Genomic DNA, 26,304 nt, shown 5'->3' with positions numbered 1-26,304 from the left:
AGCTATCTAATGGATTTTTGCAACTGGGTTTGGAGTGGTTGTTGAGCGTCTATCTGTATGCCAGGGTAATCTTTATTTACAATAACTTGTTCTTGTACCGTAGAAACATCTTGCCACAATATCCAACGACTGCCGTTGGGTAATGAAGAAAGTGTTAACGAGTTTTGTGTGAGCCAAATGAGGGGGGAGTGGGGAGGTTGTAAACAAGCATCTTCATGAGATGCGATCGCAGCTAGGGCTTCCTGAACGACTCTTTGACCTCTAATTATGCCTGTCGATGCTGTCCACAATGCTAGCGGCACTTGCTGCCGATGTGCGTAAAAGTACAGTGATGCTGCTGCAATGACGGCTTGTTCAAAATTCTCTTCGTTCCAGTTGCCTGCACTATCAATAGCGATAATAATTTCTTGCCCACCTGTGATGACTTCTAACTCGCGCACCCGTAACTCTCCGTAACGGGCACTGGTGCGCCAATGGATCAGACGAATGGGGTCGCCTATACGGTAAGGACGAAGGCAGCGAGTTAATCCTTGGGTTGCTGTTTGTAAAGGTCTACCACGGGGATCGCCTCTTTTACTGTCTTCATCTCCCATTTCATCTATGAGGGGACAAGTGGTGAGGGGTAGGACTTTGGGATAAACAATTGCCATGACAGCAGCCTCTCGCAAACGCCGACACCAAAACAGTCCCAAGGGAGCACCAGTTCCCAGTTCGACTGTTTGCCAGCGAAAAATTCCCCGGCGTTGTGTGGGTTGGTGGTATACCCAGCGATAGCGATCGCCATCAGGAATTCTTTCAATGGATTTCTGTATGGGTTTTCCTAAAACGAAGGGCAGCATATCCTGGATTTGCAACAAGGTGACAGGTTGCCGTGCTTGATTGAAGATTTCCAATTCAACTGTGAGATCGTCGCCTGCTGTCACTGGTTCGATAGGAAGACGCTTGACAACTAAACCCAAAAGCGATCGCGGTGGTAAAATCGCGGCTAAGCCTAACAAAGCAGAACTGACACCGCTAATGACGTAAAGCCACCCTGCCATTGTATTAATGCCAGCCCCAAAAAAACAAATAGCAATTCCTATTAAAACCCAACCACTGAATGCAGGAGCACAAGCGCGGGTTTCTAACCAGTTAGTAATGTTTTTAATAATTTTCATTGTTGCTGGGCTAGCTGCTGTTATTTACATTAAGGACTTCCATTTATTATTCCCAAACAGCATTGCTCAACGAACAGGTTTCATTTTTGTATTATAGCAATCCGCGCATCATTCGTGAAAAGTTATATCCCTGATTTCTTTGAACAGCATCAGCGCCCGTCATCACCATACATATCCTCACGCCTTAGAGAAAGATTTTCAGGCCAGGAGCCAATGCTAATCACAGGGAAATCCTGTAATGTAGTTTTTTGTTTCTCAACAGGACGTTCTTCTATAACTAGAACAAGTTGGTATTCTCCCTGAGACATATTAACTGGGATATCTACCGTTAGCTGACCGCTATCATTGACTTTTGCTGTAGTATGAAGAGTTTTCATAGTCAAAAACTTGTCATATTGTTTTTTCTTGAATTATAGCTGTTAAAGCATCAATGGCAATTATAAGTTGTTGCTTCGGTTTTAGGTTGTCACTAATTTTTTGGAGTAAGAGGGATAAAAACCAACTGTTTTCCGTAGCGTTTTCAGACTTTTGGTGTAAAGACGTTACACGTAAAGTCTCTACAAGTTGTGTTGATAAGCTGCGTAGACAGGCTTCGTAAGTTGAGCACCAAGGTTTCTAGACTTTAGGGACTTCCAAATAAAAAATCTCCCAAAATTTCTTTTGGTGCGGGATTGACGCCTGCCACTAATATAGGACGGGCGTCCCCGCCCGTCCCACAAAATGGGTAATTTATTTCTTGGAAATCCCTTAGGCAACGAGATGCTTTAATCTTTATTCGTATAAATTTTGATTTTCCTTATTGAAAGTTTTACAATTTACAATTTACAGCGTTAATTACAGGAATTAGAATTTAAGTATATTCACGGTTTACTTAAGTAGAAACTTGTTTCTACCGTTGTCTTGTTCTAAGCAATTTAGTTTAACGTTTCTGTTTATTCCACATCTACCTTAAGAAACTCCCATGGATGACGATTTAATGTCGCGGTTTAAAAACCCAAAACAACCGCATCTACCGCCACCTCCGCCAAATCACCCGCTTTTACAAAAAGTCAATCAAGTGCAAAGAAATGCCATTTCAATTCAGCAATTAGTACGCGATGCTTACAATCAGCACGCTTCTGATATTCATATTCGAGTGGGAGAAGTTCCCCGCTTTCGGATTCGGGGTGAGATGATTTCTTATGAAAAAGCAGAGAAAGTTTCACCAAAAATGTTTGAAGAGTATTTGGAAGAAATTCTCTCACCTTCTGCAAGACAAAGGTTTGCAGAAACCAAAGAATTAGACACAGCCGTTTTTTATCCTGGATTCCTGCGCTGTCGTGTCAATTGTTTTGAAACTTTAAGTGGCGGTGCGATGGTACTGCGGTTAATTACACTGCAAGTCCCTTCCATTGAGAGTTTGGGTTTACCACCAGTCCTGAAATACATGATTAGTCAAAAGCAAGGATTAATCTTGGTGACGGGACCAACTGGTTCTGGAAAGTCTACGACTTTAGCAGCAATGATTCGCCATCTCAATGAGACAGCGCAAAAACACATCATTACTATAGAAGATCCCATTGAGTACGTTCACGCTTCTCAAAAATCTCTCATCAGCCAGCGAGAAGTGGGCTTACATACTAATGAATTTCACCAAGCTTTAAGGTCGGTGTTGCGGGAAGATCCCGATGTGATTTTGGTTGGAGAAATGCGCGATCGCATCACTGTTGACACTGCATTAAAAGCCGCACAAACCGGTCACTTGGTTTTAGGAACTCTTCATACCAAAAACGCTATTGGCTCAATTAATCGCTTGCTTAACATTTACAACCCAGAAGAGCAAGCAGCCATGCGCGTGCAAATTGTTGACTCATTAGTTGCGATCGTAGCCCAACAGTTACTTCCTACAACTGATAATCGTCGCGTAGCAGCGCTAGAAATTTTAATAAATACACCAGCCATGCAGGATTACTTGCTCAAGGGTGAAGAGGTAGAGGCATTCCAACTTATAGAAAGCAGCACCAGCGAAGGAATGCAAGTGATGAATCACGCCCTGTGCGAGTTAATGCTTACCGGTCAAATTAGTATTGAGGATGCTGTCAGTGCTTCGCCCGATTTTGGTGACTTGCGCCGTCGCGCCCGCAATGGGGGTTTAGACCCGGCGCAATCTGCAAAGCGGGATTTTAACTTGAGTTATAGGGGTTAGTAGGGGTTAGGGGTTAGGGGTTAGGGGTTAGGGGTTTGAGATTAGATTGTTCCTACTCCCTACTCCCTACTCCCTACTCCCTACTCCCTACTCCCTATCTCTTCGCCAACTTCTTCGCCATCTTCCGCAGGCGAATGGATTGGGGAGTAACTTCCACCAATTCATCTGATCCAATGTATTCCAAAGCACGCTCTAGGCTCATGTCTATAGGTGTTTGTAACTGAACCAATTCATCACCACCAGCAGCACGGTGGTTGGTGAGTTGCTTGGTCTTACAGACATTCAGTTCTAAATCTTGGGGACGATTGTGTTCTCCTACAATCATGCCTTTGTAGACTTTAGTCCCTGGGGTGATAAAGAACGAACCTCTATCTTCAGCGTTCTTCATAGCGTAGAAGGTGGAAACACCTTCTTCAAAGGAGATTAGTACACCTTTGTTACGGGCTTCAATATCGCCACTGATAGGACGGTAGTCGAGGAAACTGTGGTTCATGATACCCTCACCACGAGTCATCCGCATGAATTCACCACGGAAACCAATTAATCCACGAGCGGGAATTACAAATTCTAGTTGGGTACGTCCGTTACCACCCACTTGCATATCTTGCATTTCGCCTTTGCGTTGTCCTAGACGTTCGATACAGCTACCAACTGCATCTTCAGGAATGTCCAACACTAAAAGTTCAAATGGTTCGCAAGGTTGTCCGTTGACTTCACGGTAAATAACCTGTGGCTGGGAAACCTGAAACTCGAAACCTTCGCGACGCATGGTTTCGATTAAGATACCCAAGTGCAGTTCTCCTCGACCGGAAACAAGGAATTTATCGGGAGAATCGGTGTCTTCTACGCGCAATGCAACGTTAGTTTCGAGTTCGCGGATTAGGCGATCGCGCACTTGTCGTGATGTTACTAACTTGCCTTCGGTACCGGCAAAGGGAGAATCGTTCACCCAGAAGGTCATTTGCAAAGTCGGTTCATCTACTTTAATCAATGGTAGTGCTAGAGGTTCGTTGGGATCGGTGATTGTTTCTCCAATGTTGGCATCAGCAAAACCTGCGACTGCGACGATATAACCGGCGGATGCTTCTGGAATTTCAATGCGCTTCAGCCCTTCAAAGCCTAACAATTTGGTGATTTTTCCTTTAACAATTTCACCATTTTCTTTAATTAATGCCGCTTGCTGTCCCATACGGATAACGCCATTGTGAATTCTGCCAATGACAATCCGCCCCAGATATTCGGAGTAATCTAGAGTTGTGACTTGAAGTTGTATGGGTTTGTTCACATCCCCAACTGGTGGTGGAACGTGGCGCAGGATAGCTTCAAACAGGGGTTGCATATCCTTGGCTTCGTCTTCAAGTTTGTCTTTAGCGTAGCCACTCAAACCGGAGGCGAACAGGTAGGGGAAATCGCACTGATCGTCATCTGCTCCTAATTCCAAGAACAGATCCAAGACTTTATCGATCGCACCATGGGGATCTGCTTGAGGACGGTCAATTTTATTAACTACGACGATGGGGCGCAGCCCTTTTTCCAATGCTTTTTTCAGCACAAACCGAGTTTGAGGCATTGGACCTTCGTTTGCATCCACAATCAGGATACAACCGTCCACCATGCCGAGAACGCGTTCTACTTCACCACCAAAGTCAGCGTGTCCGGGGGTATCAACAATATTAATATGAGTTTCTTTGTAATCAACAGCGGTGTTTTTGGCAAGAATCGTAATTCCTCGCTCCCGTTCTAGGTCATTGGAGTCCATGACGCAATCCGGAACGTCTTCTCCTTCACGAAAGATACCGGATTGTTTGAGGAGAGCATCAACAAGGGTTGTTTTGCCGTGGTCTACGTGGGCAATGATTGCGACGTTACGGATTGGGAGCGTCATAAGTGTTTGGTCAACTTAGCGAGAGGATTTTAGAATTTATATCTAGGTGGTCTTTTGCTGTAACAGAATTTGGGTAAATATAGAAATTCTGTAAACAAGCCTTAATAATTCTATCTTAACTGTTATACTTCGTTTGTTTTTCGATAACAACCAGAAAATTTATCGAAGGCTCTGCGATCGCTGTCTAATCATGTTTTCGATTATACAAGACTAAATTTCGCCATGTGTCAAGCATGGCAACATACTAACTTCTGTCCTAGCTATGCCAAAATGGCACCAATGTTTTGGTAAGAATAGCAATGGCTTGGGTAATTGGACAGAAATTACAAGGTGGCAAATACACAATTGATCGACAACTAGGCGAAGGTGGCTTTGGTATCACTTATCGCGCAGTAAACAACAATGGGCAATACGTTGTCATTAAGACTCTAAATGATACCGTCCAAAGCCATTCCCATTTTGCCAAATTTCAACAAGATTTCTTGAACGAAGCCATAAAACTCGCTAAATGCCGCCATGCTAATATAGTAAGCATCCATGAAGTCATTCAAGAGGATACCTTATGGTGCATTGTGATGGAATATATCGATGGCGAAAATTTAGCCACTCAGGTTGAAAGGCAAGGCACTTTGTCTGAAAAAGAAGCATTACACTACATTCAACAAATTGGAGAAGCACTCACAGTAGTTCACAATAACGGCTTGCTGCATCGAGATGTAAAGCCAGAGAATATAGTTTTACGTGCTAACAAATCGGAAGCTGTGTTAATTGATTTTGGCATTGCCCGTGAGTTTACTCAAAATCTCACTCAAACTCATACCCAAATGCTAGCTGATGGTTTTGCACCAGTTGAACAATATGACAAGCGAGCAAAGCGGGGCGCGTATACAGATGTTTATGCTTTAGCAGCAACTTTATATTTTTTGTTAACAGGAGAAGTACCAACAATATCTCCACTTAGGGCTATTGGTACTCTGTTGGAAGAGCCAAAGACATTGAATTCTAGTATTAGTAATAGTGTGAATCAGGCAATTCTCAAAGGGATGGAGGTAAAGCCAGAAAATCGCCTTCAGTCAGTACAGCAGTGGTTGGAATTATTAAGTATTGGAGCAGTGAAACTCTTTTCTTCACAAAGGGTTGATTACACAAAACTACGGGATTTACTAGCAGCTGATAAATGGAAAGAAGCAGATCGAGAAACAAGCAATCTCATACTGTATGCAGCCCGTCCAAATAAAGGCTGTCTACTTGACTCTGAATCGATCAAGAAAATTTCCTGTGAAGACCTTCAGATAATTAACCATCTTTGGTTACATTATAGCCTGGGTCGATTCGGATTCAGTGTCCAAAAACGTATTTGGGAAAAAGCAGAAGGAGATGTAGATAAGTTTGGCAATTGTGTTGGATGGCGTGTAGATAACTCGTGGCGTAAATATTAAGTTTGACTAAAGTAATATCTAAAGTTCCACCACCCCAGTCAAATACTAAAATATTTTCTCGCCTTTCCTTCAAAGCTTTCCATTGACCTGAGTCAGCTAATAAATAGCCAACAACTGCAGCAATTCTATATCTGTCTGCCTTTGTTCTAACTTTTTCTCAGCATCTATAAGCTGTTGCTTTAAATCTTGGCACTGTTGTTCTAATTGAGATATATAATCTTCTTTATGCTTTCGTAAGTTTCTTTCAGTCTGCAAACTATCTTGTAAATCAATAATTTCTTGACTTTGCTGGGTAGCTATAATCTGGGCGTGTGTTCCGTATAATAATAATCGTTTAGCCTCAGTGGCATTGGGTTTTGCTAACTTAAATAGCTCAGCAACAACCTTAACTCGATTTTTAATATCACTTTCTGGTTTGGGTTGGGCTTTAGTAAGTTGTTGATAGTGACTAGAGTCTGCTAACACCTCCAAAATGATATTCAATCGGCTTGCAATTGCTGATGCTTCCCCCTGACAAATCAATAGTGAGGTTAAATTTCTAAGGAAATCGAACTTTGTATCATCCTCTTTTTCTTTTGAAGATTTTTGCTTATCATCTTTAACCTTTACCTTTTCTTTAATAAACTGAAAGACTTGTTTATCTCCTAAATTCTTCAGTATGTTGTCTTGGATACCATTTTTTAAGTCTAGTGATTCACTAATAAAATGCCTGATTTCGGGAATGATCCCGTCTAGTGTTCTTAAACCATCCTCAGAGCTAAAGTTGGCAGCAACTATTGCCAAGTGTATAATGGCACGATATTTCATTGGACAGTTAATAATAGCTCTAACTACTCTATCTTGCTGTTGTACATCCAACTGAAATTGCTTTTCAGAATTGATGATTAAATTAATAAATCGTTCTGCTGTTTCAATCTTCCATTCTGGTTGTTGAACTAGTTTGTTCAGTAGCTCGTATAACTCCTCCGCTGAACGAGGTTGTGGCACTAGCTTTGTAGTATTTTGCGATTGAGAATCCTTAAAAATATTCTTCGACATTAGAAACCTTTTGCCTCCGCTCCAAAAATGGGATGATTTCTGATACTACGGTAAGCCTGTCTTGCTTGGTTCACTTCTTCCCACTCTCGAAAGAGTCGAGCCTTGAGTAAAGCTAGCTTGTCTTTATAGTTGCGGTTGCTTATGCTGCTGAGAAGACGTTCTAGCTTTACTAACCATCCGTATTTGAGAACTGAGCGCTCGCTGTAGTAAAGCCTCAATGCTTCTAAAAACTCTTGATGAAAATAATCAATAATGATTCCTTGGGTTTGCCTGCTACCAGTTGGTGGTAAGGCGATCGCGACAACATTTTCATAGTTATTCACAAAAAACTGCCAAGCCCAGAAAAATAATGAATGTTCCGGTGCTTTTGCTAATTGCTGAAACCAATTCATTTTGAAGGCTATTGAGTAGCGAGTCTGTTGTGCAAGCGAAAATGGAAATGGTTGCAAGTAACCAAAAGCTCGACCAAATTGCTCAGAAAGTGACTGATAATTTGTACATTGCTCATTAATCTCTAGGTAGTGCGCTCCCAGATACTCCAACATACCTTATTAAGGCTTTCTTAGAAGAAAAAACTCCTGAAACTGAACTTCTACAAATGGCACTTAAGAACGTACCAGAGGCTCTGAATGAACAACACATGACACCATAACAAGCAAAATTTTACATAAAACAAATTAGAGAAAATTAAAAAAATGTTACTTAAACGAAGAGATTATAATTCGTAATTTAATTTTTTTAAACGGATGTCAAGCGATGGGTATTAATAAAAGAGAATTTTACGTTATTATTGAACGAGATGAAGATGGACATTATGTTGGTGAAGTACCTCAGTTAAAAGCCTGTTATAGCCAAGGTGAAACTATTGATGAGTTAATGGCAAATATAAAAGAAGTTATTGAACTTTGCTTAGAAAAAAATGATGAAAATATACCAGAATTTGTAGGTATTCAAAAGGTAGTCGTCTGATGCCAAAACTATCTGCTTTAACAAGCGATGCGGTTTTAATGCTTACCAAATAAGGCTTTTGGTAAGCATTGTCCACTCTAAGTATATAGTGATTCTCGGTTGCATAAAGTACAGAGTATAGAGATGTGCTGTTTGAAACCTCTCTACATAATTCGTGGTAATCTATGTGATTCAACTGAGAAGCGCGATAAATTATGGAAGCACAGCCAAGAGAAATTCAACGTTATACCACACCTGAGGGCAGAATTCCTTTCGACGAATGGTTTGATTCCCTGCGGGATGTTAAAGCTCAAGTTAAGATTGAGGCGAGGTTTGAACGAGTTAGGCTTGGCAATTTAGGAGATTATCGTTCTGTGGGAGAAGGAGTTTGTGAACTTAAAATAGATTACGCTTCTGGTTACCGCATCTATTTTGGACAAGTTGGAACAACAATTGTGCTTCTTCTGTGCGGTGGTGATAAAAGTAGTCAGGATCAAGACATTCCGCAAGCAATAAAATATTGGAAAGAGTATAGGAGTTAAAACCATGCCTAAAAGTTTACCTTACCATGACTTTCTCATTTCACACCTTAAAGATCCAAGTTACTCGGCTCTTTATATTGAGGCTATTTTAGAAGAAAAAAATCCTGAACCTGAACTGCTAAAAATGGCACTTAGCAACGTAGCTGAGGCTCTGAACGAACAACACATGACACCAGAACAAGCAAAACTACACCTAGAAAAATTAGATGAATTGCTTTCACAACCTGGGGCTGAAGCAATTCATAACTTAGGTAATTGGTTAAATGCACTGGGATTACAACTTACTGTTAGTGCTGCTCCTAAAGTAGATCGTAGTTTGACAAATATTGCAAGTAGTTCTGAAATAAGTGTTTAACTCAAGCTACTGCTGCCTCCACGATAGATAATAGTTTGACATCAACCGACTTAGTCTTGGCAATTTTGGTAATTATCATTCGGTTGGAGAAGGAGTGTGTGAATTAAAAATCAATTATAGTTCTGGATACCGCATCTATTTTGGACAAATTGGAACAACAATTGTACTGCTTCTGTGTGGAGGCGATAAAAGTACTCAAGACCAAGATATTCTTAAAGCAATAGAATTTTGGAAAGAATTTAGGAGAAGAGAAAATGCCAACTAGTGATAGTTATTTTGCTGATTTAATTTTACGTCTTAAAGATCCTAATTATGCTGCACTTTATCTCGATACTCATATGGAATCGGAAGAAGGAGAAGCATTCGATACTAGATTAATTCAACTAGCGTTAACTCATGTAGCAAACGCACTAGGAGAAGAACATATGACACCAGAACAAGCAAAAAAACACATAGAAAAATTAGATAAATTACTTTTAGAACCTGGCTCTGAAGCGATTTATAACTTGGGTAATTGGTTAAATGCACTGGGATTAAAACTCACTGTTAGTGCTGCTCCTAAAGTAGATCGTAGTTTAACAAATATTGTAAGTAGTTCTGAAATAAGTGTTTAACTCAAGCTACTGCTGCCTCTACGATAGATAATAGTTTGACAAATGCTGCTATAGGAATCCTAAAAGATTGATGAAAAATTTTAAGTAGCAGGTAGTAGCAGGTAGGTAGGGCTAAAGCCCACCAAATAAGGTTTTTGTGCGGTATAGCCCTACCTACGTATATAGCAATTCTCAGTTGCCTAAAATACACAGATGTAGAGACGCGCTGTTTGAAGCGTCTCCACATGATTCGTGGTAATGTATGTGATTTAAATGAGAACCGCTATAAATTATGGAAGCACAACCAAGAGATGTCCAACGTTATATTACGCCTGATGGCAAAGTTCCTTTTGATGAATGGTTTTACCAGCTTGGAGATATAAAAGCCAAAAGTATAATCGGTAAAAGCCTGGATAGACTCAGTTTTGGTAATTTAGGGAACTATCGTTCAGTGGGCGGAGGAGTTTGTGAACTAAAAATCGATTCTGGTCTTGGTTATCGCATTTACTTTGGACAAATTGGAACAACAATTATACTACTTCTATGTGGTGGAGATAAAAGCACTCAAGATCGAGATATTGTCAAAGCTATAGAATACTGGAAAGACTATAGGAGTTAAATTTATGTCTAAAAGCTTGCCATACCACGATTTTCTGATTTCAAATCTCAAAGACCCAAATTATGCTGCGCTATATATTGAAACGCATATGGAATTAGAAGAAGGAGAAGAATTAGACCCCAGATTACTGCGATTAGCACTTAGCAATGTAGCTGAAGCTCTTGGTGAACAACACATGACACTAGAACAAGCAAAACTCCATTTAGAAAAATTAGATGAATTGCTTTCACAACCTGGGGTTGAGGCAATTTATAACTTGGGTAATTGGTTAAATGCACTAGGTTTAAAACTTAATGTTAGTGTTGCTCCTAAAGTAGATAATAGTTTGACAAATGTTGCTAGTAGTTCTGAAATAAGTGTTTAGTAGATATAAGTACTGGAAAAATATACAAGGCTATAGGCTCAATGCCTACCACCTATTCCTCAACCTTAATGGTTAATTCACCCTTCAGTAAGACATAACGATCGCTAAAACCTCTCGTTAGCATGAGGAGAGTTCACTTTCGGCTTTTTAAGATTATCTGGAGTGAGCTACATTGAAAGGCATGGATTAGTTCCTTCAAGCACCTCATCGTAGCTCATTTGCCATCAACACAGCAGACTGACCGCGATCGCAGCTATGGGTATCGGACGGGTTAATGATGCGCTGCTTCGCGCACAGGAGGCTGGCAATCGGGTGGAATCGATGGCAAAACCAGTCAAAGCAGGCAGTGAGTGAAGCACCCGGACTGACTCTTGATTTGGTAGATAATCGGTATTTCGGTAAAAAGTAAGCTGCGCGAAGCTGCTGTACTCGTCACAAATAACTTAACTTTAGGAGACTCAAGCAATGAAAGCAGTTTGCTGGCAAGGCACGAACAAGGTAGAAGTTGAAACCGTACCCGATCCCAAAATCATTAATCCGCGTGATGCGATCGTGAAAATCACGTCAACGGCGATCTGCGGTTCTGATTTGCATCTGTATGACGGCTTCAACCCCACAATGAAACCAGGAGACATATTGGGTCATGAATTCATGGGAGAGATCGTTGAACTAGGTAGCGCTGTTAAAAATAAACAAGTTGGCGATCGCGTCGTTGTCCCTTTTACAATTTCCTGCGGCTCGTGTTTCTTCTGCCAAAAGGATTTATGGTCGCTGTGCGATAACTCCAACCCCAATGCTTGGATGGCGGAAAAACTTATGGGTCATTCCCCATCTGGTCTTTTCGGCTACTCTCATTTGACGGGGGGCTATGCGGGCGGTCAAGCGGAATATGCCCGCGTTCCTTTTGCCGATGTCGGGTTATTTAAGATTCCCGATGGACTAACAGACGAACAAGTCCTGTTTTTTACGGATATTTTCCCTACTGGTTATATGGCAGCAGAGAATTGTAACATCCAACCAGGAGATACGGTGGCGATTTGGGGTTGCGGTCCAGTTGGGCAGTTTGCTATCAGAAGTGCCTTCATGCTGGGTGCTGGGCGCGTCATTGCAATCGATCGCGTTCCCGAAAGGCTCCAGATGGCAAAAGACGGTGGAGCAGAAGTCTTGAACTATGAGTCTGTCGATGTGGGTGAAGCCCTCAAAGAAATGACTGGGGGTCTCGGTCCCGATTCCGTCATGGATGCAGTGGGAATGGAAGCTCACGGCATGGGTTTAGAAGGCTTTTATGATAAGGCGATGCAGGCAGTGCGAATGGAAACCGATCGACCCAATGTATTGCGTCAAGCGATAGTTGCCTGTCGTAAAGGGGGTACGGTATCGGTTCCCGGTGTTTACACTGGCTTTGTAGACAAGATGCCGATGGGTGCTTTCATGAACAAAGGCTTAACCATGAAAACAGGACAAACGCACGTTCATAAGTATTTGCACACGCTACTCGATCGCGTTCAAAACGGCGACATTGACCCCTCGTTCGTAATCACCCACCGTCTGCCGCTAGAGCAAGCCCCGCACGGCTACGAAATCTTCAAGCACAAGAAAGACAACTGCATCAAGATCGTGCTCAAGCCCGGTCAGGCTGCTTGAAACCAACGCTCTATAAATAATACAATACCCCGAGCGACGGTAATACTTACTTGCCGTCGTGTAACCAAATAACTCAATATTGGAGTCAAACAGAATCAATTATTGTCGATATTAACCTGCATACTTTATCAGGGGAAGATGTGCTCCCTGGTTTTGTTTTGGATTTAAGTTATATTCTGTGAGTACAATTGATGCATTGCATTTGTTAGACGCCTGTCAATCAACTTGATGAATGTGTATCAAAGCCACTTAAACGTGAATTCACGGTTTATGATATTCGTAAGGTAGACACGAAGCATTGCAAGAAGCACAACTTGAAATGCTTGCGACACCGAAATATTCGCATCCCCAATTGGGCAAGTTTTTTTGCTTCCGGCGGAACTCTATTGACTAAATAGCATGAATGATAACCTCTGTAAAGACGAAGCACGATCGGTCAAGACAAGTGTGAAAGACTGCAACAGATATAGAAAACGATGTTTTACGCGAATACAATACTTTAAAAAGAGGTTTAAAACATGGACGTAATTCATGTCAATGACGCGCAACAGCACCTTGATGCTGTCATTAACGATAGTGTACAATCTCACACACCAGTCATTATCACTGGTAATCAACATCAAGCGGTACTCATTTCTCTTGAAGACTGGAATGCAATTCAGGAAACATTATATTTACTTCAAGTGCCTGGTATGCGAGAGGATCTCCTTGAAGGGATGAATACTCCTGTTGAGGAATGTGTCACTAAGGAGAAGCTTGATTGGTAGTCTGGGAATTACGCTTCACCAAACGAGCACAGAAAGACGCGAAGAAGATAGCCACAGCAGGACTAAAGCCCAAAACGGAAGAGCTTCTGGCAATTTTGGAGCAAAATCCCTATAAAAATCCTCCTTCTTACGAAAAGTTGAAAGGAGATTTGCAAGGAGCATATTCAAGGCGCATTAACATCAAGCATCGGCTTGTATATGAAGTTCTTGAAAAAGAACGAATAGTGACTGTCTTGAGTATGTGGTCACACTACGAGTAATAATGTGCTATGGTTACGCGCTCATCCATCGTGGAATTATGAATTGCGGGTGACATTTTTGCATACCCTCTCAAAGGCAACAGAAAAAATATGAAAATCCCTTAGAGGATGTTTTAAAAGTTTTGGGCAAATATAATTTGCGACTATACAAACAAAGTCCGCCTGCGCGGACTAACGAGAAATTAAGGTTTTGAAACCCACGTAGGTGGGTTTCGCTTGTATAGTCGCGATTTCTAATCGCTAAAAATAGTATAAATTATAACTTTACAAACATCCTCTAACACTGGGCTGCTTTTACTTTAATTGGTGAAGCTGAGTCATCGCAGAAATGGGCGGATTGGGAGAGTTCTGATTATTTTATATACATATAGGCATTACAAAACATTCTCATGATGAACTGGAAAAAACTCCTAACACCAAAGCGACTCGGCAAAACAGAACCAGAAAATCTTCAGTTAGATCGTACTTATTTTCAGAGAGATTACGATCGCTTGGTATTTTCCTCTCCTTTTCGTCGCCTCAAAGACAAAACCCAAGTTTTCACTTTACCCAGAAATGATTACATTCGGACTCGCCTCATTCACAGTCTGGAAGTTTCCTGTGTTGGTCGTTCTCTTGGTAGAATTGCTGGCTCTACAATTATCAAAAGACACAACCTAGATGAATCAGGGCTGAGTGCTTCAGATTTTGGTGATATTATTGCTGCGGCTTGTTTAGCACACGATATTGGCAATCCCCCTTTTGGTCATGCTGGGGAAGACGCTATCCGCGTGGGGTTTGATTCTTGGTATAGCACAACTGCGACGCTTTTGAGAAATGAACTTCTTAGCATACATCAAAAAACGGACTTTGATTTATTTGAAGGAAATGCCCAAGGCTTTCGTATTTTGACAAAACTAGAAATGTCACATAGAGTAGGAGGAATGCAACTGACTTGCCCAACTTTAGCAACTTTCACAAAATACCCTAGAGAATCTTATATCCCACCGCATATTCTTAACGATTACTCCGGTAGCAGTATTAAAAAGTATGGTTTTTTCCAAGCAGAAAAAGATTTATTTGCTGAAGTGGCAGAAACAGTTGGACTCATCCGCCGTGACGATAATGCAGCTTGGTGGTCTCGACATCCTCTAACTTTTTTAATGGAAGCAGCGGATGACATTTGCTACTCAATTGTTGATGTAGAAGATAGTCATCGTATGGGCTATATTCCTTTTGCTCTAGCCAAGGATTTACTGAATGAAATTGCAGAAATTGACTTTAAAGACAATACAGAAAGCGATGCAGAAAAAGTGAAGTATATGCGTGCTACTGCTATTAATAAATTAGTTCAAGAGGCAGCTATTATTTTTCTTTCAAACGAACAAGATATACTCGCTGGTAAGTTTGACCAGCATCTGTTGTCTTTAAGTACTTATGCCAAACATCTTGAAGTTATTGGAGAGACGACTAGCAATAATGTTTTCAACCACCCTAGTGTTATTGGTATTAGAGTCGCTGGATATGAAGTTTTGGGGAAATTATTTGCTGAATTTGTTGATGCAGTTTTGGGAAGAACTAAAAAGGGAAAATTTGTCTATCATATGCTTCCCAAAGAAGATCGCCCTACTCCTGAAGAAGATACTTATCACAAAATTCTGCGAGTTACAGATTATATTTCTGGTATGACAGACTCATATGCCACTAGTTTATTTCAACAATTGAGTGGCATTACTTTACGCTAATAACAGTGACCAGTGACCAACCAGTGACCAGTGACCAGTGACTAGTGACCGGTGACCAGTGACCAGTTAAAATACGACGATTCTGTCTAAGTCTCCCAACATTTCTTCTAGGAGGTCTTCCATCATTTCTTGGTTTCTCTGACGTAGAACAGGTGGACCGTAGAGAAATTCTTTAATGCTTATTTTTTGTTCTCGAAAATCTTTGACAAAATCGCGAATGTCACCAATAACCTCAATTTCAGATTCTACTTGTTCTAACATTTGACCAACAGGATCGATTCCTTCTCGATTAGCTTTTCGACAATCGGAAACCATCGCTCCTTCAGGGCTATGTTTTACTAGGCGCAGTTCTCGTTTCAGGTTTTCATATTGAGTTTTGAGGAATTCATTTTCCTGCTCTAAACGAGTACATTTTCTGGTCAAATCATCTTCACTGTTGCTTTCAACAGATTCGCCTGCTTGATGTTTCCGTTCTATCTCCAACAGTCGCGCTAAGTCACCCTCTTGGTAAGCTTTGTTGATTTCCTTCATAATTTCTGTATGGCGCATTTGTGTCTCGCCATCTGTCACCTTATCGGGGTGAAAGATTTCGGCTAACCGTAAAAATGCTTGACGGACATTTCTTGAGCCATCAGCTTTTGCTCCAGAGGAAAATCCGATTTCTTGTTGTGTTTCTTGATGTTGGTAGTCTTCTTCTTGAGGTGATTGAGAATCAAAATTACCATTTTCATCTACTTCAAACAGTTGGTCTAGTTCTGCATCGTCCTCGTTGTTACTGAGTTTGGGACTAATGATTCCTGCCATTTGAAGGTTACGGTAAATTCCTTCAACATCTTTCTTTGTCTTCTTGCCAAATTTCCTAGTGGTAAAAATTTCCTCAAACAGAGTGTGGATTTGTCGATCAAGTTCTGCTAGTTTCTTAAAGCTAGGACTACCTCTATGAAATATATCCGTAGCTAAGGAACGCATTTGCTCAACAAAGTTGTTCAGTTCTGTTTGTTTTCTTTTGATTTGTTTCAGCAGCCATTGATGCTCTTTCTCTATGGCTTCTAAACGGATATGAATAGAAGAAAGAGCCAGTGTTGTTGTTGTAGTGGCTGGAAATGTAGATCGTGCTTTTTTAGGCATGGAAAAATCTAAGTTCGCTTGAGGTTAACAGGTACCAGGTTGAACTACTGTATCTTTGGAGAGAACACCCACAGGAAAAGCTTTATCCTGGTAGCGTTTGGAAATTACATATCATGTTATACAAGTTAACCCTACTACATTACTACTTTTTCACACTTTAAGCTCTAAGTAATGGTTAAGGATTGATGGTTTTTACTTGACAAACTAAATTAGTCTGGGTGCAAGGTCTATAGCGATCGCTCATATGGAATCATGGAGACTGCTCTTTTGCTAGATTGAGAGATATCAGAATAAATATCTAGACTATCAGATATTGCTTGCGTTTTGCTTCCTACCTGGTAAATTATGTTGAAAACAGTAAAAATAGAAAATTTCCGTGGTTTTCAGTCATTTGAGCTTCAGCAACTGGGTCGGGTAAACCTACTGGTTGGTAAGAATAACAGTGGCAAAACATCTATACTCGAAGCTATTCAGCTTCTGTGCTCCCGAAATAATCTTACGCTGTTAACCGAGGTTATGATAAACCGAGGTGAATATTTCTTTGGAAATGATGATAGGGTAAGCCGTCAGCTTGACATACGTCACCTTTTTTATGGACACCAAATTCAAGTTGGGAGCACATTTTCAATAGGGGGGATGAATGACAATATTAACGAACACGTTGTCGCGTCAATCGCAATGCGGGACTCAAGGCGTCAAAAGTTTGACGATCATCCCGATTTAGGTGAAGATTTCAATGAAATCAGAAAACTCGGATTGATTGTCAAATGGACTCATGGGCATGAAACAGAAAATCTGTCACTGTCCATAACACCCGATGGTGGTGTTTCTACTGATTTTTTGCGACCAACATATCATAAAAATAAGGATACTTCTTTAGCAAAAACGCAATTTGTTACATCGTCTTCCTTAACAACTGAGAAGATGATTGAACTGTTTAACCAAGTGGTATTAACACCAGAGGAAAATCTTGTGCAAGAAGCTCTTCAGACGATTGAACCAAAAATTGAGCGCATTGCTTCAATCAGTCCTCAGCGAAGATCAACATTTGATTCTCGTGGTGGATTTGTCATTCGCCTTTGCGATCGCGACCAACGAGTACCTATAGGTAGTATGGGGGATGGTATATGGCGTATCTTAGGGCTTGCACTTTCTACGGTCTGCGCTAAAAACGGTTATCTATTTGTTGATGAAATTGATACAGGATTGCACTTCACTGCTATGTCTGATATGTGGAAGCTTGTTTGGAAAACAGCAACGAGACTGAATGTACAGGTTTTTGCTACGACACATAGTAATGATTGTTGGACAAGTTTAGCTGATATAGCTAGTCAGGAAAAAGCAACAGAAGATGGAATCACAATTCAACGCATCGAACGTGAGAAGCAAACGGGTATAGCTTTTACTGAACGTGAAATTGTCATTGCTGCTCAACGGGGAATTGAGGTACGCTAGCAATGACCAGCAAGTATATAGCTAAAAAGCTGATAGTAGAAGGTGAACAAGATAAACGAGTTATACCGTATTTAATTGAAGCTAACGGAATCCCTTGGGGAAATACGAAGGAAAAAGCAGTCGTTTATATTGAAGCCTACGGTAGCAACCAGTTTATTGATGCAGATGTCATTTCTACAGAATTAAAAGCATCAGGGTTGAATGCACTTGGATTGCTGGTAGATGCGGATGATAATCCATCAGGAACGTGGGAGAGTATCAGGAATGCTTGTTTAAAAACTATCCCTGACATTCCTGAGGAACTGCCAAATTCAGGATTAGTCCATAGCATGACAAATGGAATTAAGCTTGGTGTTTGGCTGATGCCAGATAATCAAATGCGAGGTATGTTGGAAACCTTCTTGGCATATATGATTCCACATCAGAGCGAACCACTTTGGCAATACGCGCAAGAAGTAGTAACAGAGGCAAGAAACAGAGGAGCAGGCTTTATATATCCTCACGTTGACAAGGCAAATATCCATACTTGGTTGGCATGGCAAAATCCTCCTGGAAGGCAGTTGCATAACGCTATCATGGAACATATTCTAAATCCACAGCACCCAAACGCGCAAACCTTTGTTAACTGGTTTAAGAATTTATATGACCTCTAAACCTAAGATTTTTATTGATGGGGAATCGGGAACCACAGGCTTACAGATTTACTCGCGTCTCAATCAACGGGATGACCTTGAGTTAGTTAGTATTGAGGCATCCAAGCGTAAGGATTCAACTGAGCGAGCAAAGTTGATAAATGCTGTAGACGTTGCTATTCTCTGCTTACCTGATGACGCAGCCCGTGAAGCTGTTGGCTATGTCAATAATGATAAAGTGAAAATCCTTGATGCCAGTACTGCTTATCGAACGGCTGACGGTTGGGTATATGGCTTTCCCGAACTCAATCCAGGACAGCGAGAGAAAATTGCTAACGCCCAGTTCGTCAGCAATCCGGGCTGTTATCCCACGGGATTTTTAGCTTGTATCCGTCCGTTAGTAGCCAAAGGACTCCTGAGGAGCAACTTTCCCGCCACTGTTAATGCCGTATCGGGGTATTCTGGTGGGGGAAAGAATCTTATTCAACAGTACGAAACTTTCCATGAGAAGCAAGCTGAAGGAAAATCACTTTATCCTTATGGCATTTATGGTTTGGAGTTTGGACACAAACACGTTAAGGAAATGTGTCAGCATTCAGGCTTGTCAGCGCCACCATTGTTTGTACCAGCCGTAGGGGATTTTGAGCAAGGAATGCTAGTACAGATACCTTTGCCACTGTGGATTTTAGATAATCCACCATCAGGTAAAGTTATATATGAGGCGATCGCTGAGTACTATCAAGGTGAAAAGTTTGTGCAAGTTGCTCCATACCAAGAACCCACGCTTCTGCGAGACGGAAAGTTCTTAGATGCAATGGCAATGAATGGCACCAATATTGTTCAAGTGTTTGTCTTTGCCAACGATTCTACGAAAGAAGCACTATTAGTTGCTCGTCTTGATAACCTGGGGAAAGGTGCATCGGGAGCTGCGATACAAAATCTGAATATTATGCTGGGCTTTCCAGAAGATTTAGGATTGTAAAGGAAGCAGGAGAGCCAGAACTCTAGAGTTAAAGACGAATAGCACACTTGTTAAGACAAAAATCGTGTACCCACTCGTTCCCAGACTGTGCCTGGGAATGCAAATCTTAAACTTTTGTATATTAGCAAAAAATTTTCAATCATTGTGGTGGACTTTGTAGGTAAAGTTTTTTATCTAAGCTGTCAACGATTGATATTGCTAACTCGTGCATTACTTCCAAAGCTGCATCTTCATATTTTTTATATTCCTGCAAATCTTTGATTATCATTTTTTGCCCGTGAGCAATTTCATTTCTTCTAGCAACTAAAGATTTAATCTCTATTTGATATCTATCCACCAATGAGCAAATAAGACCTACTTGAAGGATGTTATTTCTAAAGATATTAGGATACAGATTGGAATTTGTTTCTAGTTTTGAGGAAAATTCTATTTTTTCTTCAAGCAAATTTTGAAAATTCGTTTTTGCAAATTGCCAAATATTTTCTGAGGACAAGTCTTCCTTCAATTCTTGAAATTTATTTTTCAGCGAAAATATAGCTATTTCATTTTTGCAAGCTTTTCTTTTCACACCCGCTTTTTGTAGTTCATCAAGATATAAATCCCATGCGAACTTGCAAAATCCTTCATAGTGTGCATAAAGAAGCGACCACATTGCACGTAAAAGTACTTGATGTGTAACAGAACCTTTAGACGCTGTAATCACTTGTTTTTTCAATGCTGCAAGTTCTTTTTCTCGCCAATTTAAATCTTCTTCCAGTTGTTTAGACCAATTACTCATTGACCAGTTCCAAAAGAGCATTTTTAATAGTATTAATTCTGCCGTGTAAGTTTTCTCGTCTATTTGCTCCTGAATTAGTATATTGTCTGAACTCTTCTGTTTGAACTGTATCGATGATTCTTTGCTTAACCAAGTCAGTGGGTAAATCAATAATTTGCTTTAATGAATGCAAAGTACCTACTGAAATCGCCTCATAATAAGTAGGAATAAGACCTCCAATTGGGCTGTTATCCCTATATTTTACAAATGCACCACTTCCCATTATTTTGCTAAGAAACGTAAACAATTCTTGAAAAATTTTTTCCTCAATTTCATATTCAAATTTTTTCTTTTTACTTAGAATATTTTCCATGTATTCATCTAACCATTCTTGAACGCTACCCCTAAATAATTCCAAAGCATTTTTGCTTGCCAAAAATCTTAAGACAAGCTCTTCACCTCCTCTGCGATCCTTGTCTACATCTGAGAGAGTTTCCGTACAGTTTATAAATGCAGAATGATAACTTTGTCTCTGCAAAAAATTCTGAAAACGAACACCTTCATCTCCTATTAAAAGAGCAAGACAGTTCCGAAGTTCTTGGGAAGATAGTATCGAGCCACCCCAATGCAATCGTTTAAACATGACATATCGTAAAAAGGGATGATTTTGCTTTTTAATAATAACTGTTCTAATGACTGAGCGTTTAATTCTTAATTTTAATCTTAAAGGCAAATCTTCAAACATCATACCATTGATCTCTGGTATTATATCACATCCTTGGAGAACCAGAGGTTTTAAATCTAAACTTGCAGAATTAATGAATTGAATAAAGGAACAAATTCGTTGCAAACCATCTATTAATTCAAGTGTACCATTATTATTTTCTATCATAAAAATTTGAGGTATAGGAAGGTCTAAAATTATAGATTCTATCAAACGTGATTTTTGTTCTTCTGACCATCTAAAAAGACGTTTGTACTCTGGTTGAATTACCAGTTCTTGCTGATAGTATAAATTCGCAATTTCACCAAAAGTTAAATCAAGAGTGTCAGTCCGAACTTCATCATTCTTTCGTTCTATCACATCCTCTAAAAAAGTCATATCTTTTCTCTCTAAAAAATTCATTATTGTTTGCTAAATTACATAATAACTAATGGAAAGACCAATTTACACAATTTTGTGGTGACATCTTACTCCCTGCTGATCTTAAATTACCTATATCTTTCTCATTCATTTCTCTGTGTCCTCTGCGCCTAGTAAGGTTACTTAAATAGGTAATCTTCAGGCGGTGCGGGAGTAGCATCATTTGTATTCTAGCTTAATTGGAAAATAGAATCTGTCAAAAGATTAGCCTCAATAGAGATGATTGCAACTTCATTTTGAGTAAATTCTCTGTTGAGCGATCGCGCTATTTCCTTGTTTACAAGTTGCTTGACAATCTCATCTAAAGAAATTTCCCGTTGTGGTAAGCTAGGGCTAAAATCTGTTCATATTAATTTTAATCGTAGAAAGTAGAGAGACCTTACCGTCAGTTTCAAGTATCGATGGAGACAGCACGCTCGCTGTTCCATGGGTAACTTTCAGCCCTATTACAGTTAGGATAGGAGTCACATGAGCACAATTACTACCAAAGACGGCACACAGATTTACTACAAAGACTGGGGAACAGGACCCACAGTGGTGCTCTCCCACGGCTGGCCGCTCAACGCCGACAGTTGGGAAATCCAGGCGCTGTTCCTTGCCTCGCACGGCTATCGCGTCATCGCCCACGACAGACGTGGTCATGGCAGATCGAGCGACTCGTGGCACGGCAACGAGATGGATACCTATGCCGACGACCTTGCCACGCTCATCGAAACGCTTGACCTGAAAGGCATCACCCTAATCGGCTTTTCCACAGGCGGCGGCGAGGTAGCTCGTTACATTGGTCGTCACGGCACCCAGCGTCTGGTCAAGGCGTCGCTAGTCTCCGCTGTGCCTCCGCTCATGCTGAAGACGTCGGCGAATCCCGGCGGATTGCCCATTGAGGTCTTCGACGGTATTCGCGCTGGCTTTATCGCTGACCGTTCGCAGTTGTACAAGGAGATTAGCGGACCGTTTTTTGGTGCCAATCGCGAGGGTTAGAAGCTGTTACTTAATCTCTATACAAGTCTATACATTGCTCTTCAAAAATGATGAGCTTTTGATCTTTGTCGTTCGGCTAATATACGGTTTTCTCTACTTACTACATGGTCTAATTTTAGTTATATTTAGACCATAGAATGAAATAAAGGCTATGCCACAACGAGATAGATGGTTTAAAGTTTTACTAACTCAACAAGAGTTAGATAAATTACAAGCTCATGCTGAATTGCAAGGTTGGAATATGTCTCAAGCATTTAGAGAATGGATTAAAGGATTGCCATGTTACTCGGATACAAAACAGAATTAAAAATTAATAATCAACAGAGCACAGAATTTTTAAAACATTGTGGTGTTGCACGTCATGCTTGGAATTGGGGACTGGGATTAACCAAGCAAATCCTTGATTGGAATCAGGCTAATCCTACAGAAAGAATCAAGTTTCCCACAGCTATTGACTTGCATAAATGGTTAGTAGCATTGATAAAACCTGAGTGTCCTTGGTATTACGAATGCTCTAAATCTACACCACAACAAGCATTGATGGCTTTAAGGTTAGCGTGGAAAAAGTGTTTTGAGAAAAAAGCAGGAGTGCCTAAGTTCAAGAAAAAAGGTAAACATGATTCATTCACTTTAGAAGGCACAGTTAAAATCACAGGCAATAACAAGATTCAAGTCCCTGTAATTGGTGTCCTCAAAACCTACGAGCGCTTACCTCAAGTTGAACCAAAATCAGTAACTATTAGTCGTGAAGCTGATAGATGGTTTATCTCTTTTAGATTTGATGTTGAAGCTCCTAATGTTCAGTTGGAAGCTCTTTGGTTTTTTCCTACTGTAGGTGTTGACCTGGGAGTTTTAAACTTAGCAACCTTGTCTACTGGAGAAGTTATAGCAGGAGCCAAATCATACAAAAAGTTCCAAGACAAGTTAGCCAGAATGCAATGGTTGAATCGCCATAAAGTTAAAGGTTCAGCTAACTGGAAAAAAGCCAATATCCAAATCGCTAGATTGCACAGAAAAATTGCCAACATCCGTAAAGATACATTACATAAGTTGACTACACTATTAGCCAAAAACCACGGCCTTGTAGTTATTGAAGATTTAAATGTTTCAGGCATGATGGCAAACCAGAAACTGGCAGCAAGCATTCAAGATATGGGATTTTTTGAGTTCCGTAGACAGTTGACTTACAAGTGTGAGCTTTTTGGTACAAAACTTGTCATTGCTGATAGGTGGTTCCCTAGTTCTAAAACTTGTTCCAATTGCGGAACTATTAAAAAAGAACTCTCCTTAAAAGAGAGAGTCTTCAATTGTGATTGTGGTCTTAGTCTTAATAGAGACTTGAACGCTGCAATCAATCTAAAAAACTATTCGTCCATCGCTGCTAGTTAGGCAGTGTGAGCCTGTGGACTGGTTGAGTGCCGACACCGCCAGAGTGAAGCAGGAATTAAGCATCAAAGCTCTGTTAGTCCAATGACGAAGAATGACTAGCAATGAGTAGTTTTGAGTAGGTCTTATGTAACGGTTCTAGGGATAAGCAAGGTATGCGAGACGCGTTTTGGTTCCAGGGGATGCAGGCGTCTTTCAAGGGTGCCCTTGATTGCATCAAGGCGTTCTCTGAGACGGACTTCACCGAGGATCTCAAGAAGTTCGACGTACCAACCCTGATTGTCCACGGCGATGACGACCAGATTGTGCCTATTGGGGCTGCGGGAATGGCCTCTGCTAAGATCGTTAAAAACGCCCGTCTAGAAGTCTACGAGGGCGCGCCGCACGGTCTCACCAATACCCATGCCGACAGGCTCAACGCAGACCTCCTGTCGTTCCTCAAGGAGTGACGCCAAGGCGCTAAGTACAGTTTTTTAAAATTTGTAGCGTTTTGGTTCTTAGTTGCGCTGAAGGCTAAAGCGCAACTACAAACGATTTGTACCATTTTTATTAGCAGCAAAAATTGTTGTGGCACACCATCTCGAAGTACAAACGATAGAATCGCAATGATGCTCTCTTATCCATCTCAACTTCGATGAAAGCCGATCGCAAACCAACCCCCGAACACACCTCACCCAAATTTCAACGTCCCGAACTACTTGCACCTGCAGGTAACTGGGAGTGTGCCAAAGCTGCTGTTGAAAATGGGGCAGATGCTATATATTTTGGGTTGGATCGGTTTAATGCGCGAATGAGGGCGCAAAACTTCACAGAAGCCGACTTGCCCAAATTGATGGAATTTCTCCACCTTCGAGGTGTCAAGGGCTATGTCACCCTGAATACACTCATATTTCCTCAAGAACTTAAAGAAGCAGAACAATACCTCCGTTCAATTATCAGCGCAGGTGTAGATGCAGTTATTGTTCAAGATGTAGGTATTTGCCGTCTCATCCGTCATCTTTCTCCTGATTTTCCCATCCATGCATCCACACAAATGACTATTACAAGTGCGGCTGGGGTAGAATTTGCGAAATCCCTTGGTTGTCAGTTAGTGGTTCTTGCTCGTGAATGCTCTCTCAAAGAAATTGAAAAAATTCAGCGCCAACTCTATGCAGAACCGTCACAAACACACCTACCCTTAGAAGTCTTTGTTCATGGTGCGCTGTGCGTAGCATATTCAGGTCAGTGTTTGACAAGCGAATCATTGGGAGGGCGTTCTGCTAACCGTGGTGAATGTGCTCAAGCTTGCCGAATGCCTTACGATTTAATTTCTGATGGTAAAGTTGTCAATTTAGGAAATCGCAAATATTTACTCAGCCCCCAAGATTTGGCTGGCTTGGAGGTGTTACCAGATTTAGTCAAAGCAGGGGTATCTTGTTTAAAAATAGAAGGTCGCTTGAAAACACCAGAGTATGTTGCCAATGTTACCAACGTTTACCGCCAAGCACTGGATAAAGTCATGGCAAAAGTCGAGACGAGCCACTCTTCGTCTCCAGATGCGACAAATCGAGAACACTACAACCTAGAAATGGCATTTTCTCGCGGGCTTTACACGGGTTGGTTTCGCGGAATTAACAATCAGGAACTGGTTCATGCGAACTTCGGCAAAAAGCGTGGAGTTTACTTAGGTGAAGTCACCCGTATTAGTAACGAGAAGGTAATAATACGATTGCAAGCCCCAGTCAAACCAGGGGATGGAGTTGTTTTTGATTGCGGTCATCCCGAAGCACAAGAAGAAGGCGGTCGGATATATGCAGTAGAACATAAAGGACAAGACGCCTTACTGACATTTGGACGGAGAGATTTGAATTGGCGACGGATACACGTAGGAGATAAGGTCTGGAAAACCAGCGATCCCGAACTTGATAAACAACTGCGGCAAAGTTTTGCAGGTGATAACCCACAATTTCAACGCCCAATCAACCTAGAAGTTTATGGAGAAGTTGGTCAGCCACTGATTGCGCTCGCACGCGACCAAAAAGGTCATATCGTGCAAGTAGAATCTGCAATGGTTCTAGAAGAAGCACACACCAAACCTTTAACAACAGAAAAGTTACAAGAACAATTTGGTCGTCTTGGCAATACTCCCTTTTGTTTGGGAACTTTGACAAATCATTTGAATGGTGCAGTGACGGTTCCCGTCAGTGAATTGAACCGACTCCGCCGGGAGATCGTAACACAGTTAGAGGAGTTACGTTCCCAACCCAAACAATGGCAATTACATTCACACGCCAACCTAACAGACTTACTCCCCTCCCCCCCTCTCCCCCTCCCCCCCTC

29 protein-coding genes are annotated in these 26,304 nt (G+C 41.1%); 21 read left to right on the top strand and 8 right to left on the bottom strand.

Going from position 1 to position 26,304, the window contains the following annotated elements:
• Nucleotides 1-2: 2 nt before the first annotated feature.
• Entirely contained in the window at nucleotides 3-1,157 is a 1,155-nt protein-coding gene (locus WA1_RS27975; protein WP_017745715.1) for a DUF58 domain-containing protein, read from the bottom strand.
• 149 nt (nucleotides 1,158-1,306) lie between these two features.
• Nucleotides 1,307-1,534 carry a hypothetical protein gene (locus tag WA1_RS27970; protein WP_017745713.1) on the bottom strand — a complete coding sequence of 76 codons (228 nt, stop codon included), beginning with the start codon at nucleotides 1,532-1,534 and terminating at the stop codon, nucleotides 1,307-1,309.
• A gap of 584 nt (nucleotides 1,535-2,118) precedes the next feature.
• Here WA1_RS27970 and WA1_RS27965 point away from each other — a divergent pair.
• A complete protein-coding gene (locus tag WA1_RS27965) occupies nucleotides 2,119-3,342 on the top strand; it encodes a type IV pilus twitching motility protein PilT (protein ID WP_017745712.1) in 1,224 nt (407 codons plus the stop codon).
• 94 nt (nucleotides 3,343-3,436) lie between these two features.
• On the opposite strand, the gene typA is transcribed toward WA1_RS27965, so the two are convergent.
• Nucleotides 3,437-5,227: a translational GTPase TypA gene (gene typA / locus WA1_RS27960; RefSeq protein ID WP_017745711.1), complete on the bottom strand. Its 1,791-nt coding sequence runs from the start codon at nucleotides 5,225-5,227 to the stop codon at nucleotides 3,437-3,439.
• Between the two features lie 299 nt (nucleotides 5,228-5,526).
• Between typA and WA1_RS27955 the strand changes: the two genes are divergently transcribed.
• On the top strand, nucleotides 5,527-6,666 hold the full coding sequence (locus tag WA1_RS27955) for a serine/threonine-protein kinase (protein WP_017745710.1): 1,140 nt from the start codon (nucleotides 5,527-5,529) through the stop codon (nucleotides 6,664-6,666).
• 96 nt (nucleotides 6,667-6,762) lie between these two features.
• Here WA1_RS27955 and WA1_RS27950 read toward each other — a convergent pair whose 3' ends face one another.
• Entirely contained in the window at nucleotides 6,763-7,704 is a 942-nt protein-coding gene (locus WA1_RS27950; protein ID WP_017745709.1) for a hypothetical protein, read from the bottom strand.
• Entirely contained in the window at nucleotides 7,704-8,249 is a 546-nt protein-coding gene (locus WA1_RS27945) for a hypothetical protein (protein ID WP_017745708.1), read from the bottom strand. The genes WA1_RS27950 and WA1_RS27945 overlap by 1 nt, the downstream gene beginning before the upstream one ends.
• Nucleotides 8,250-8,460: 211 nt before the next feature.
• On the opposite strand from WA1_RS27945, the gene WA1_RS27940 reads away from it, so the two are divergent.
• The 11 genes from WA1_RS27940 to dgt all read left to right on the top strand — a co-directional run bounded on the left by WA1_RS27940 (nucleotide 8,461) and on the right by dgt (nucleotide 15,520).
• Entirely contained in the window at nucleotides 8,461-8,673 is a 213-nt protein-coding gene (locus WA1_RS27940; protein ID WP_017745707.1) for a type II toxin-antitoxin system HicB family antitoxin, read from the top strand.
• Between the two features lie 194 nt (nucleotides 8,674-8,867).
• Nucleotides 8,868-9,194, top strand: a complete 327-nt coding sequence (locus WA1_RS27935; protein ID WP_017745706.1) for a type II toxin-antitoxin system RelE/ParE family toxin — start codon at nucleotides 8,868-8,870, stop codon at nucleotides 9,192-9,194.
• Between the two features lie 4 nt (nucleotides 9,195-9,198).
• A complete protein-coding gene (locus tag WA1_RS27930; protein ID WP_017745705.1) occupies nucleotides 9,199-9,549 on the top strand; it encodes a helix-turn-helix domain-containing transcriptional regulator in 351 nt (116 codons plus the stop codon).
• Nucleotides 9,550-9,589: 40 nt separating this feature from the next.
• A complete protein-coding gene (locus WA1_RS27925) occupies nucleotides 9,590-9,814 on the top strand; it encodes a type II toxin-antitoxin system RelE/ParE family toxin (RefSeq protein ID WP_081402953.1) in 225 nt (74 codons plus the stop codon).
• Complete coding sequence (locus tag WA1_RS27920; protein WP_017745703.1) at nucleotides 9,804-10,163, top strand: helix-turn-helix domain-containing transcriptional regulator; 360 nt, start codon at nucleotides 9,804-9,806, stop codon at nucleotides 10,161-10,163. The genes WA1_RS27925 and WA1_RS27920 overlap by 11 nt, the downstream gene beginning before the upstream one ends.
• A 271-nt stretch (nucleotides 10,164-10,434) precedes the next feature.
• Nucleotides 10,435-10,761, top strand: a complete 327-nt coding sequence (locus WA1_RS27910) for a type II toxin-antitoxin system RelE/ParE family toxin (protein WP_017745702.1) — start codon at nucleotides 10,435-10,437, stop codon at nucleotides 10,759-10,761.
• A 4-nt stretch (nucleotides 10,762-10,765) separates the two neighbouring features.
• Complete coding sequence (locus tag WA1_RS27905; protein WP_017745701.1) at nucleotides 10,766-11,125, top strand: helix-turn-helix domain-containing transcriptional regulator; 360 nt, start codon at nucleotides 10,766-10,768, stop codon at nucleotides 11,123-11,125.
• A 465-nt stretch (nucleotides 11,126-11,590) separates the two neighbouring features.
• The gene (locus WA1_RS27900; protein WP_017745699.1) at nucleotides 11,591-12,769 is read left to right on the top strand and encodes a zinc-dependent alcohol dehydrogenase; all 1,179 of its coding nucleotides are present in this window, start codon (nucleotides 11,591-11,593) and stop codon (nucleotides 12,767-12,769) included.
• 518 nt (nucleotides 12,770-13,287) lie between these two features.
• Complete coding sequence (locus WA1_RS27895; RefSeq protein ID WP_017745698.1) at nucleotides 13,288-13,536, top strand: type II toxin-antitoxin system Phd/YefM family antitoxin; 249 nt, start codon at nucleotides 13,288-13,290, stop codon at nucleotides 13,534-13,536.
• Complete coding sequence (locus WA1_RS27890) at nucleotides 13,530-13,796, top strand: Txe/YoeB family addiction module toxin (RefSeq protein ID WP_017745697.1); 267 nt, start codon at nucleotides 13,530-13,532, stop codon at nucleotides 13,794-13,796. The genes WA1_RS27895 and WA1_RS27890 overlap by 7 nt, the downstream gene beginning before the upstream one ends.
• Before the next feature lie 389 nt (nucleotides 13,797-14,185).
• Entirely contained in the window at nucleotides 14,186-15,520 is a 1,335-nt protein-coding gene (gene dgt / locus WA1_RS27885; protein WP_017745696.1) for a dGTP triphosphohydrolase, read from the top strand.
• Between the two features lie 66 nt (nucleotides 15,521-15,586).
• Here the strand turns inward: dgt and WA1_RS27880 are convergent, their stop codons facing one another.
• Nucleotides 15,587-16,648: a J domain-containing protein gene (locus WA1_RS27880; RefSeq protein WP_017745695.1), complete on the bottom strand. Its 1,062-nt coding sequence runs from the start codon at nucleotides 16,646-16,648 to the stop codon at nucleotides 15,587-15,589.
• 345 nt (nucleotides 16,649-16,993) lie between these two features.
• Here WA1_RS27880 and WA1_RS27875 point away from each other — a divergent pair, with 345 nt between their 5' ends.
• The 3 genes from WA1_RS27875 to argC are packed head-to-tail and all read left to right on the top strand — an operon-like array spanning nucleotide 16,994 to nucleotide 19,717.
• Nucleotides 16,994-18,103 carry an AAA family ATPase gene (locus WA1_RS27875; protein WP_017745694.1) on the top strand — a complete coding sequence of 370 codons (1,110 nt, stop codon included), beginning with the start codon at nucleotides 16,994-16,996 and terminating at the stop codon, nucleotides 18,101-18,103.
• Between the two features lie 2 nt (nucleotides 18,104-18,105).
• Complete coding sequence (locus WA1_RS27870; RefSeq protein WP_017745693.1) at nucleotides 18,106-18,756, top strand: DUF3226 domain-containing protein; 651 nt, start codon at nucleotides 18,106-18,108, stop codon at nucleotides 18,754-18,756.
• Entirely contained in the window at nucleotides 18,746-19,717 is a 972-nt protein-coding gene (argC, locus tag WA1_RS27865; RefSeq protein WP_017745692.1) for an N-acetyl-gamma-glutamyl-phosphate reductase, read from the top strand. The genes WA1_RS27870 and argC overlap by 11 nt, the downstream gene beginning before the upstream one ends.
• A gap of 139 nt (nucleotides 19,718-19,856) precedes the next feature.
• On the opposite strand, the gene WA1_RS27860 is transcribed toward argC, so the two are convergent.
• Nucleotides 19,857-20,495: an MAE_28990/MAE_18760 family HEPN-like nuclease gene (locus WA1_RS27860; RefSeq protein WP_017745691.1), complete on the bottom strand. Its 639-nt coding sequence runs from the start codon at nucleotides 20,493-20,495 to the stop codon at nucleotides 19,857-19,859.
• Entirely contained in the window at nucleotides 20,488-21,600 is a 1,113-nt protein-coding gene (locus WA1_RS27855; protein WP_017745690.1) for a DUF262 domain-containing protein, read from the bottom strand. The genes WA1_RS27860 and WA1_RS27855 overlap by 8 nt, the downstream gene beginning before the upstream one ends.
• A 486-nt stretch (nucleotides 21,601-22,086) precedes the next feature.
• Between WA1_RS27855 and WA1_RS27850 the strand changes: the two genes are divergently transcribed.
• The 5 genes from WA1_RS27850 to WA1_RS60350 all read left to right on the top strand — a co-directional run.
• Entirely contained in the window at nucleotides 22,087-22,599 is a 513-nt protein-coding gene (locus tag WA1_RS27850) for an alpha/beta fold hydrolase (RefSeq protein WP_017745689.1), read from the top strand.
• 151 nt (nucleotides 22,600-22,750) lie between these two features.
• Nucleotides 22,751-22,906 (top strand): DNA-binding protein, encoded by a 156-nt coding sequence (locus WA1_RS55480; protein ID WP_148662619.1) that lies wholly within the window; start codon nucleotides 22,751-22,753, stop codon nucleotides 22,904-22,906.
• Nucleotides 22,879-23,988, top strand: a complete 1,110-nt coding sequence (locus WA1_RS27845) for an RNA-guided endonuclease InsQ/TnpB family protein (protein WP_026135403.1) — start codon at nucleotides 22,879-22,881, stop codon at nucleotides 23,986-23,988. The genes WA1_RS55480 and WA1_RS27845 overlap by 28 nt, the downstream gene beginning before the upstream one ends.
• 152 nt (nucleotides 23,989-24,140) lie before the next feature.
• The gene (locus WA1_RS27840; RefSeq protein WP_148662781.1) at nucleotides 24,141-24,434 is read left to right on the top strand and encodes an alpha/beta fold hydrolase; all 294 of its coding nucleotides are present in this window, start codon (nucleotides 24,141-24,143) and stop codon (nucleotides 24,432-24,434) included.
• A gap of 185 nt (nucleotides 24,435-24,619) precedes the next feature.
• Nucleotides 24,620-26,304, top strand: a 1,685-nt coding sequence (locus WA1_RS60350; protein ID WP_272819248.1) for a peptidase U32 family protein, incomplete at its 3' end; no start/stop codon positions are given.

Origin of the sequence: Scytonema hofmannii PCC 7110 (genome assembly GCF_000346485.2) — a bacterium.
GTDB classification, from domain to species: domain Bacteria; phylum Cyanobacteriota; class Cyanobacteriia; order Cyanobacteriales; family Nostocaceae; genus Scytonema; species Scytonema hofmannii.
Note: the sequence above shows the minus strand (reverse complement) of the source record. Positions and strands in the feature narration are given on the sequence as shown.

Bases quoted from the DNA above. Each gene is read 5' to 3' on its own strand.
- WA1_RS27975 (WP_017745715.1), bottom strand. From the start codon at position 1,157: ATGAAAATTATTAAAAACATTACTAACTGGTTAGAAACCCGCGCTTGT.
- WA1_RS27970 (WP_017745713.1), bottom strand. From the start codon at position 1,534: ATGAAAACTCTTCATACTACAGCAAAAGTCAATGATAGCGGTCAGCTA.
- WA1_RS27965 (WP_017745712.1), top strand. From the start codon at position 2,119: ATGGATGACGATTTAATGTCGCGGTTTAAAAACCCAAAACAACCGCAT.
- typA (WP_017745711.1), bottom strand. From the start codon at position 5,227: ATGACGCTCCCAATCCGTAACGTCGCAATCATTGCCCACGTAGACCAC.
- WA1_RS27955 (WP_017745710.1), top strand. From the start codon at position 5,527: ATGGCTTGGGTAATTGGACAGAAATTACAAGGTGGCAAATACACAATT.
- WA1_RS27950 (WP_017745709.1), bottom strand. From the start codon at position 7,704: ATGTCGAAGAATATTTTTAAGGATTCTCAATCGCAAAATACTACAAAG.
- WA1_RS27945 (WP_017745708.1), bottom strand. From the start codon at position 8,249: ATGTTGGAGTATCTGGGAGCGCACTACCTAGAGATTAATGAGCAATGT.
- WA1_RS27940 (WP_017745707.1), top strand. From the start codon at position 8,461: ATGGGTATTAATAAAAGAGAATTTTACGTTATTATTGAACGAGATGAA.
- WA1_RS27935 (WP_017745706.1), top strand. From the start codon at position 8,868: ATGGAAGCACAGCCAAGAGAAATTCAACGTTATACCACACCTGAGGGC.
- WA1_RS27930 (WP_017745705.1), top strand. From the start codon at position 9,199: ATGCCTAAAAGTTTACCTTACCATGACTTTCTCATTTCACACCTTAAA.
- WA1_RS27920 (WP_017745703.1), top strand. From the start codon at position 9,804: ATGCCAACTAGTGATAGTTATTTTGCTGATTTAATTTTACGTCTTAAA.
- WA1_RS27910 (WP_017745702.1), top strand. From the start codon at position 10,435: ATGGAAGCACAACCAAGAGATGTCCAACGTTATATTACGCCTGATGGC.
- WA1_RS27905 (WP_017745701.1), top strand. From the start codon at position 10,766: ATGTCTAAAAGCTTGCCATACCACGATTTTCTGATTTCAAATCTCAAA.
- WA1_RS27900 (WP_017745699.1), top strand. From the start codon at position 11,591: ATGAAAGCAGTTTGCTGGCAAGGCACGAACAAGGTAGAAGTTGAAACC.
- WA1_RS27895 (WP_017745698.1), top strand. From the start codon at position 13,288: ATGGACGTAATTCATGTCAATGACGCGCAACAGCACCTTGATGCTGTC.
- dgt (WP_017745696.1), top strand. From the start codon at position 14,186: ATGATGAACTGGAAAAAACTCCTAACACCAAAGCGACTCGGCAAAACA.
- WA1_RS27880 (WP_017745695.1), bottom strand. From the start codon at position 16,648: ATGCCTAAAAAAGCACGATCTACATTTCCAGCCACTACAACAACAACA.
- WA1_RS27875 (WP_017745694.1), top strand. From the start codon at position 16,994: ATGTTGAAAACAGTAAAAATAGAAAATTTCCGTGGTTTTCAGTCATTT.
- WA1_RS27870 (WP_017745693.1), top strand. From the start codon at position 18,106: ATGACCAGCAAGTATATAGCTAAAAAGCTGATAGTAGAAGGTGAACAA.
- argC (WP_017745692.1), top strand. From the start codon at position 18,746: ATGACCTCTAAACCTAAGATTTTTATTGATGGGGAATCGGGAACCACA.
- WA1_RS27860 (WP_017745691.1), bottom strand. From the start codon at position 20,495: ATGAGTAATTGGTCTAAACAACTGGAAGAAGATTTAAATTGGCGAGAA.
- WA1_RS27855 (WP_017745690.1), bottom strand. From the start codon at position 21,600: ATGAATTTTTTAGAGAGAAAAGATATGACTTTTTTAGAGGATGTGATA.
- WA1_RS27850 (WP_017745689.1), top strand. From the start codon at position 22,087: ATGAGCACAATTACTACCAAAGACGGCACACAGATTTACTACAAAGAC.
- WA1_RS55480 (WP_148662619.1), top strand. From the start codon at position 22,751: ATGCCACAACGAGATAGATGGTTTAAAGTTTTACTAACTCAACAAGAG.
- WA1_RS27845 (WP_026135403.1), top strand. From the start codon at position 22,879: ATGTTACTCGGATACAAAACAGAATTAAAAATTAATAATCAACAGAGC.
- WA1_RS27840 (WP_148662781.1), top strand. From the start codon at position 24,141: ATGCGAGACGCGTTTTGGTTCCAGGGGATGCAGGCGTCTTTCAAGGGT.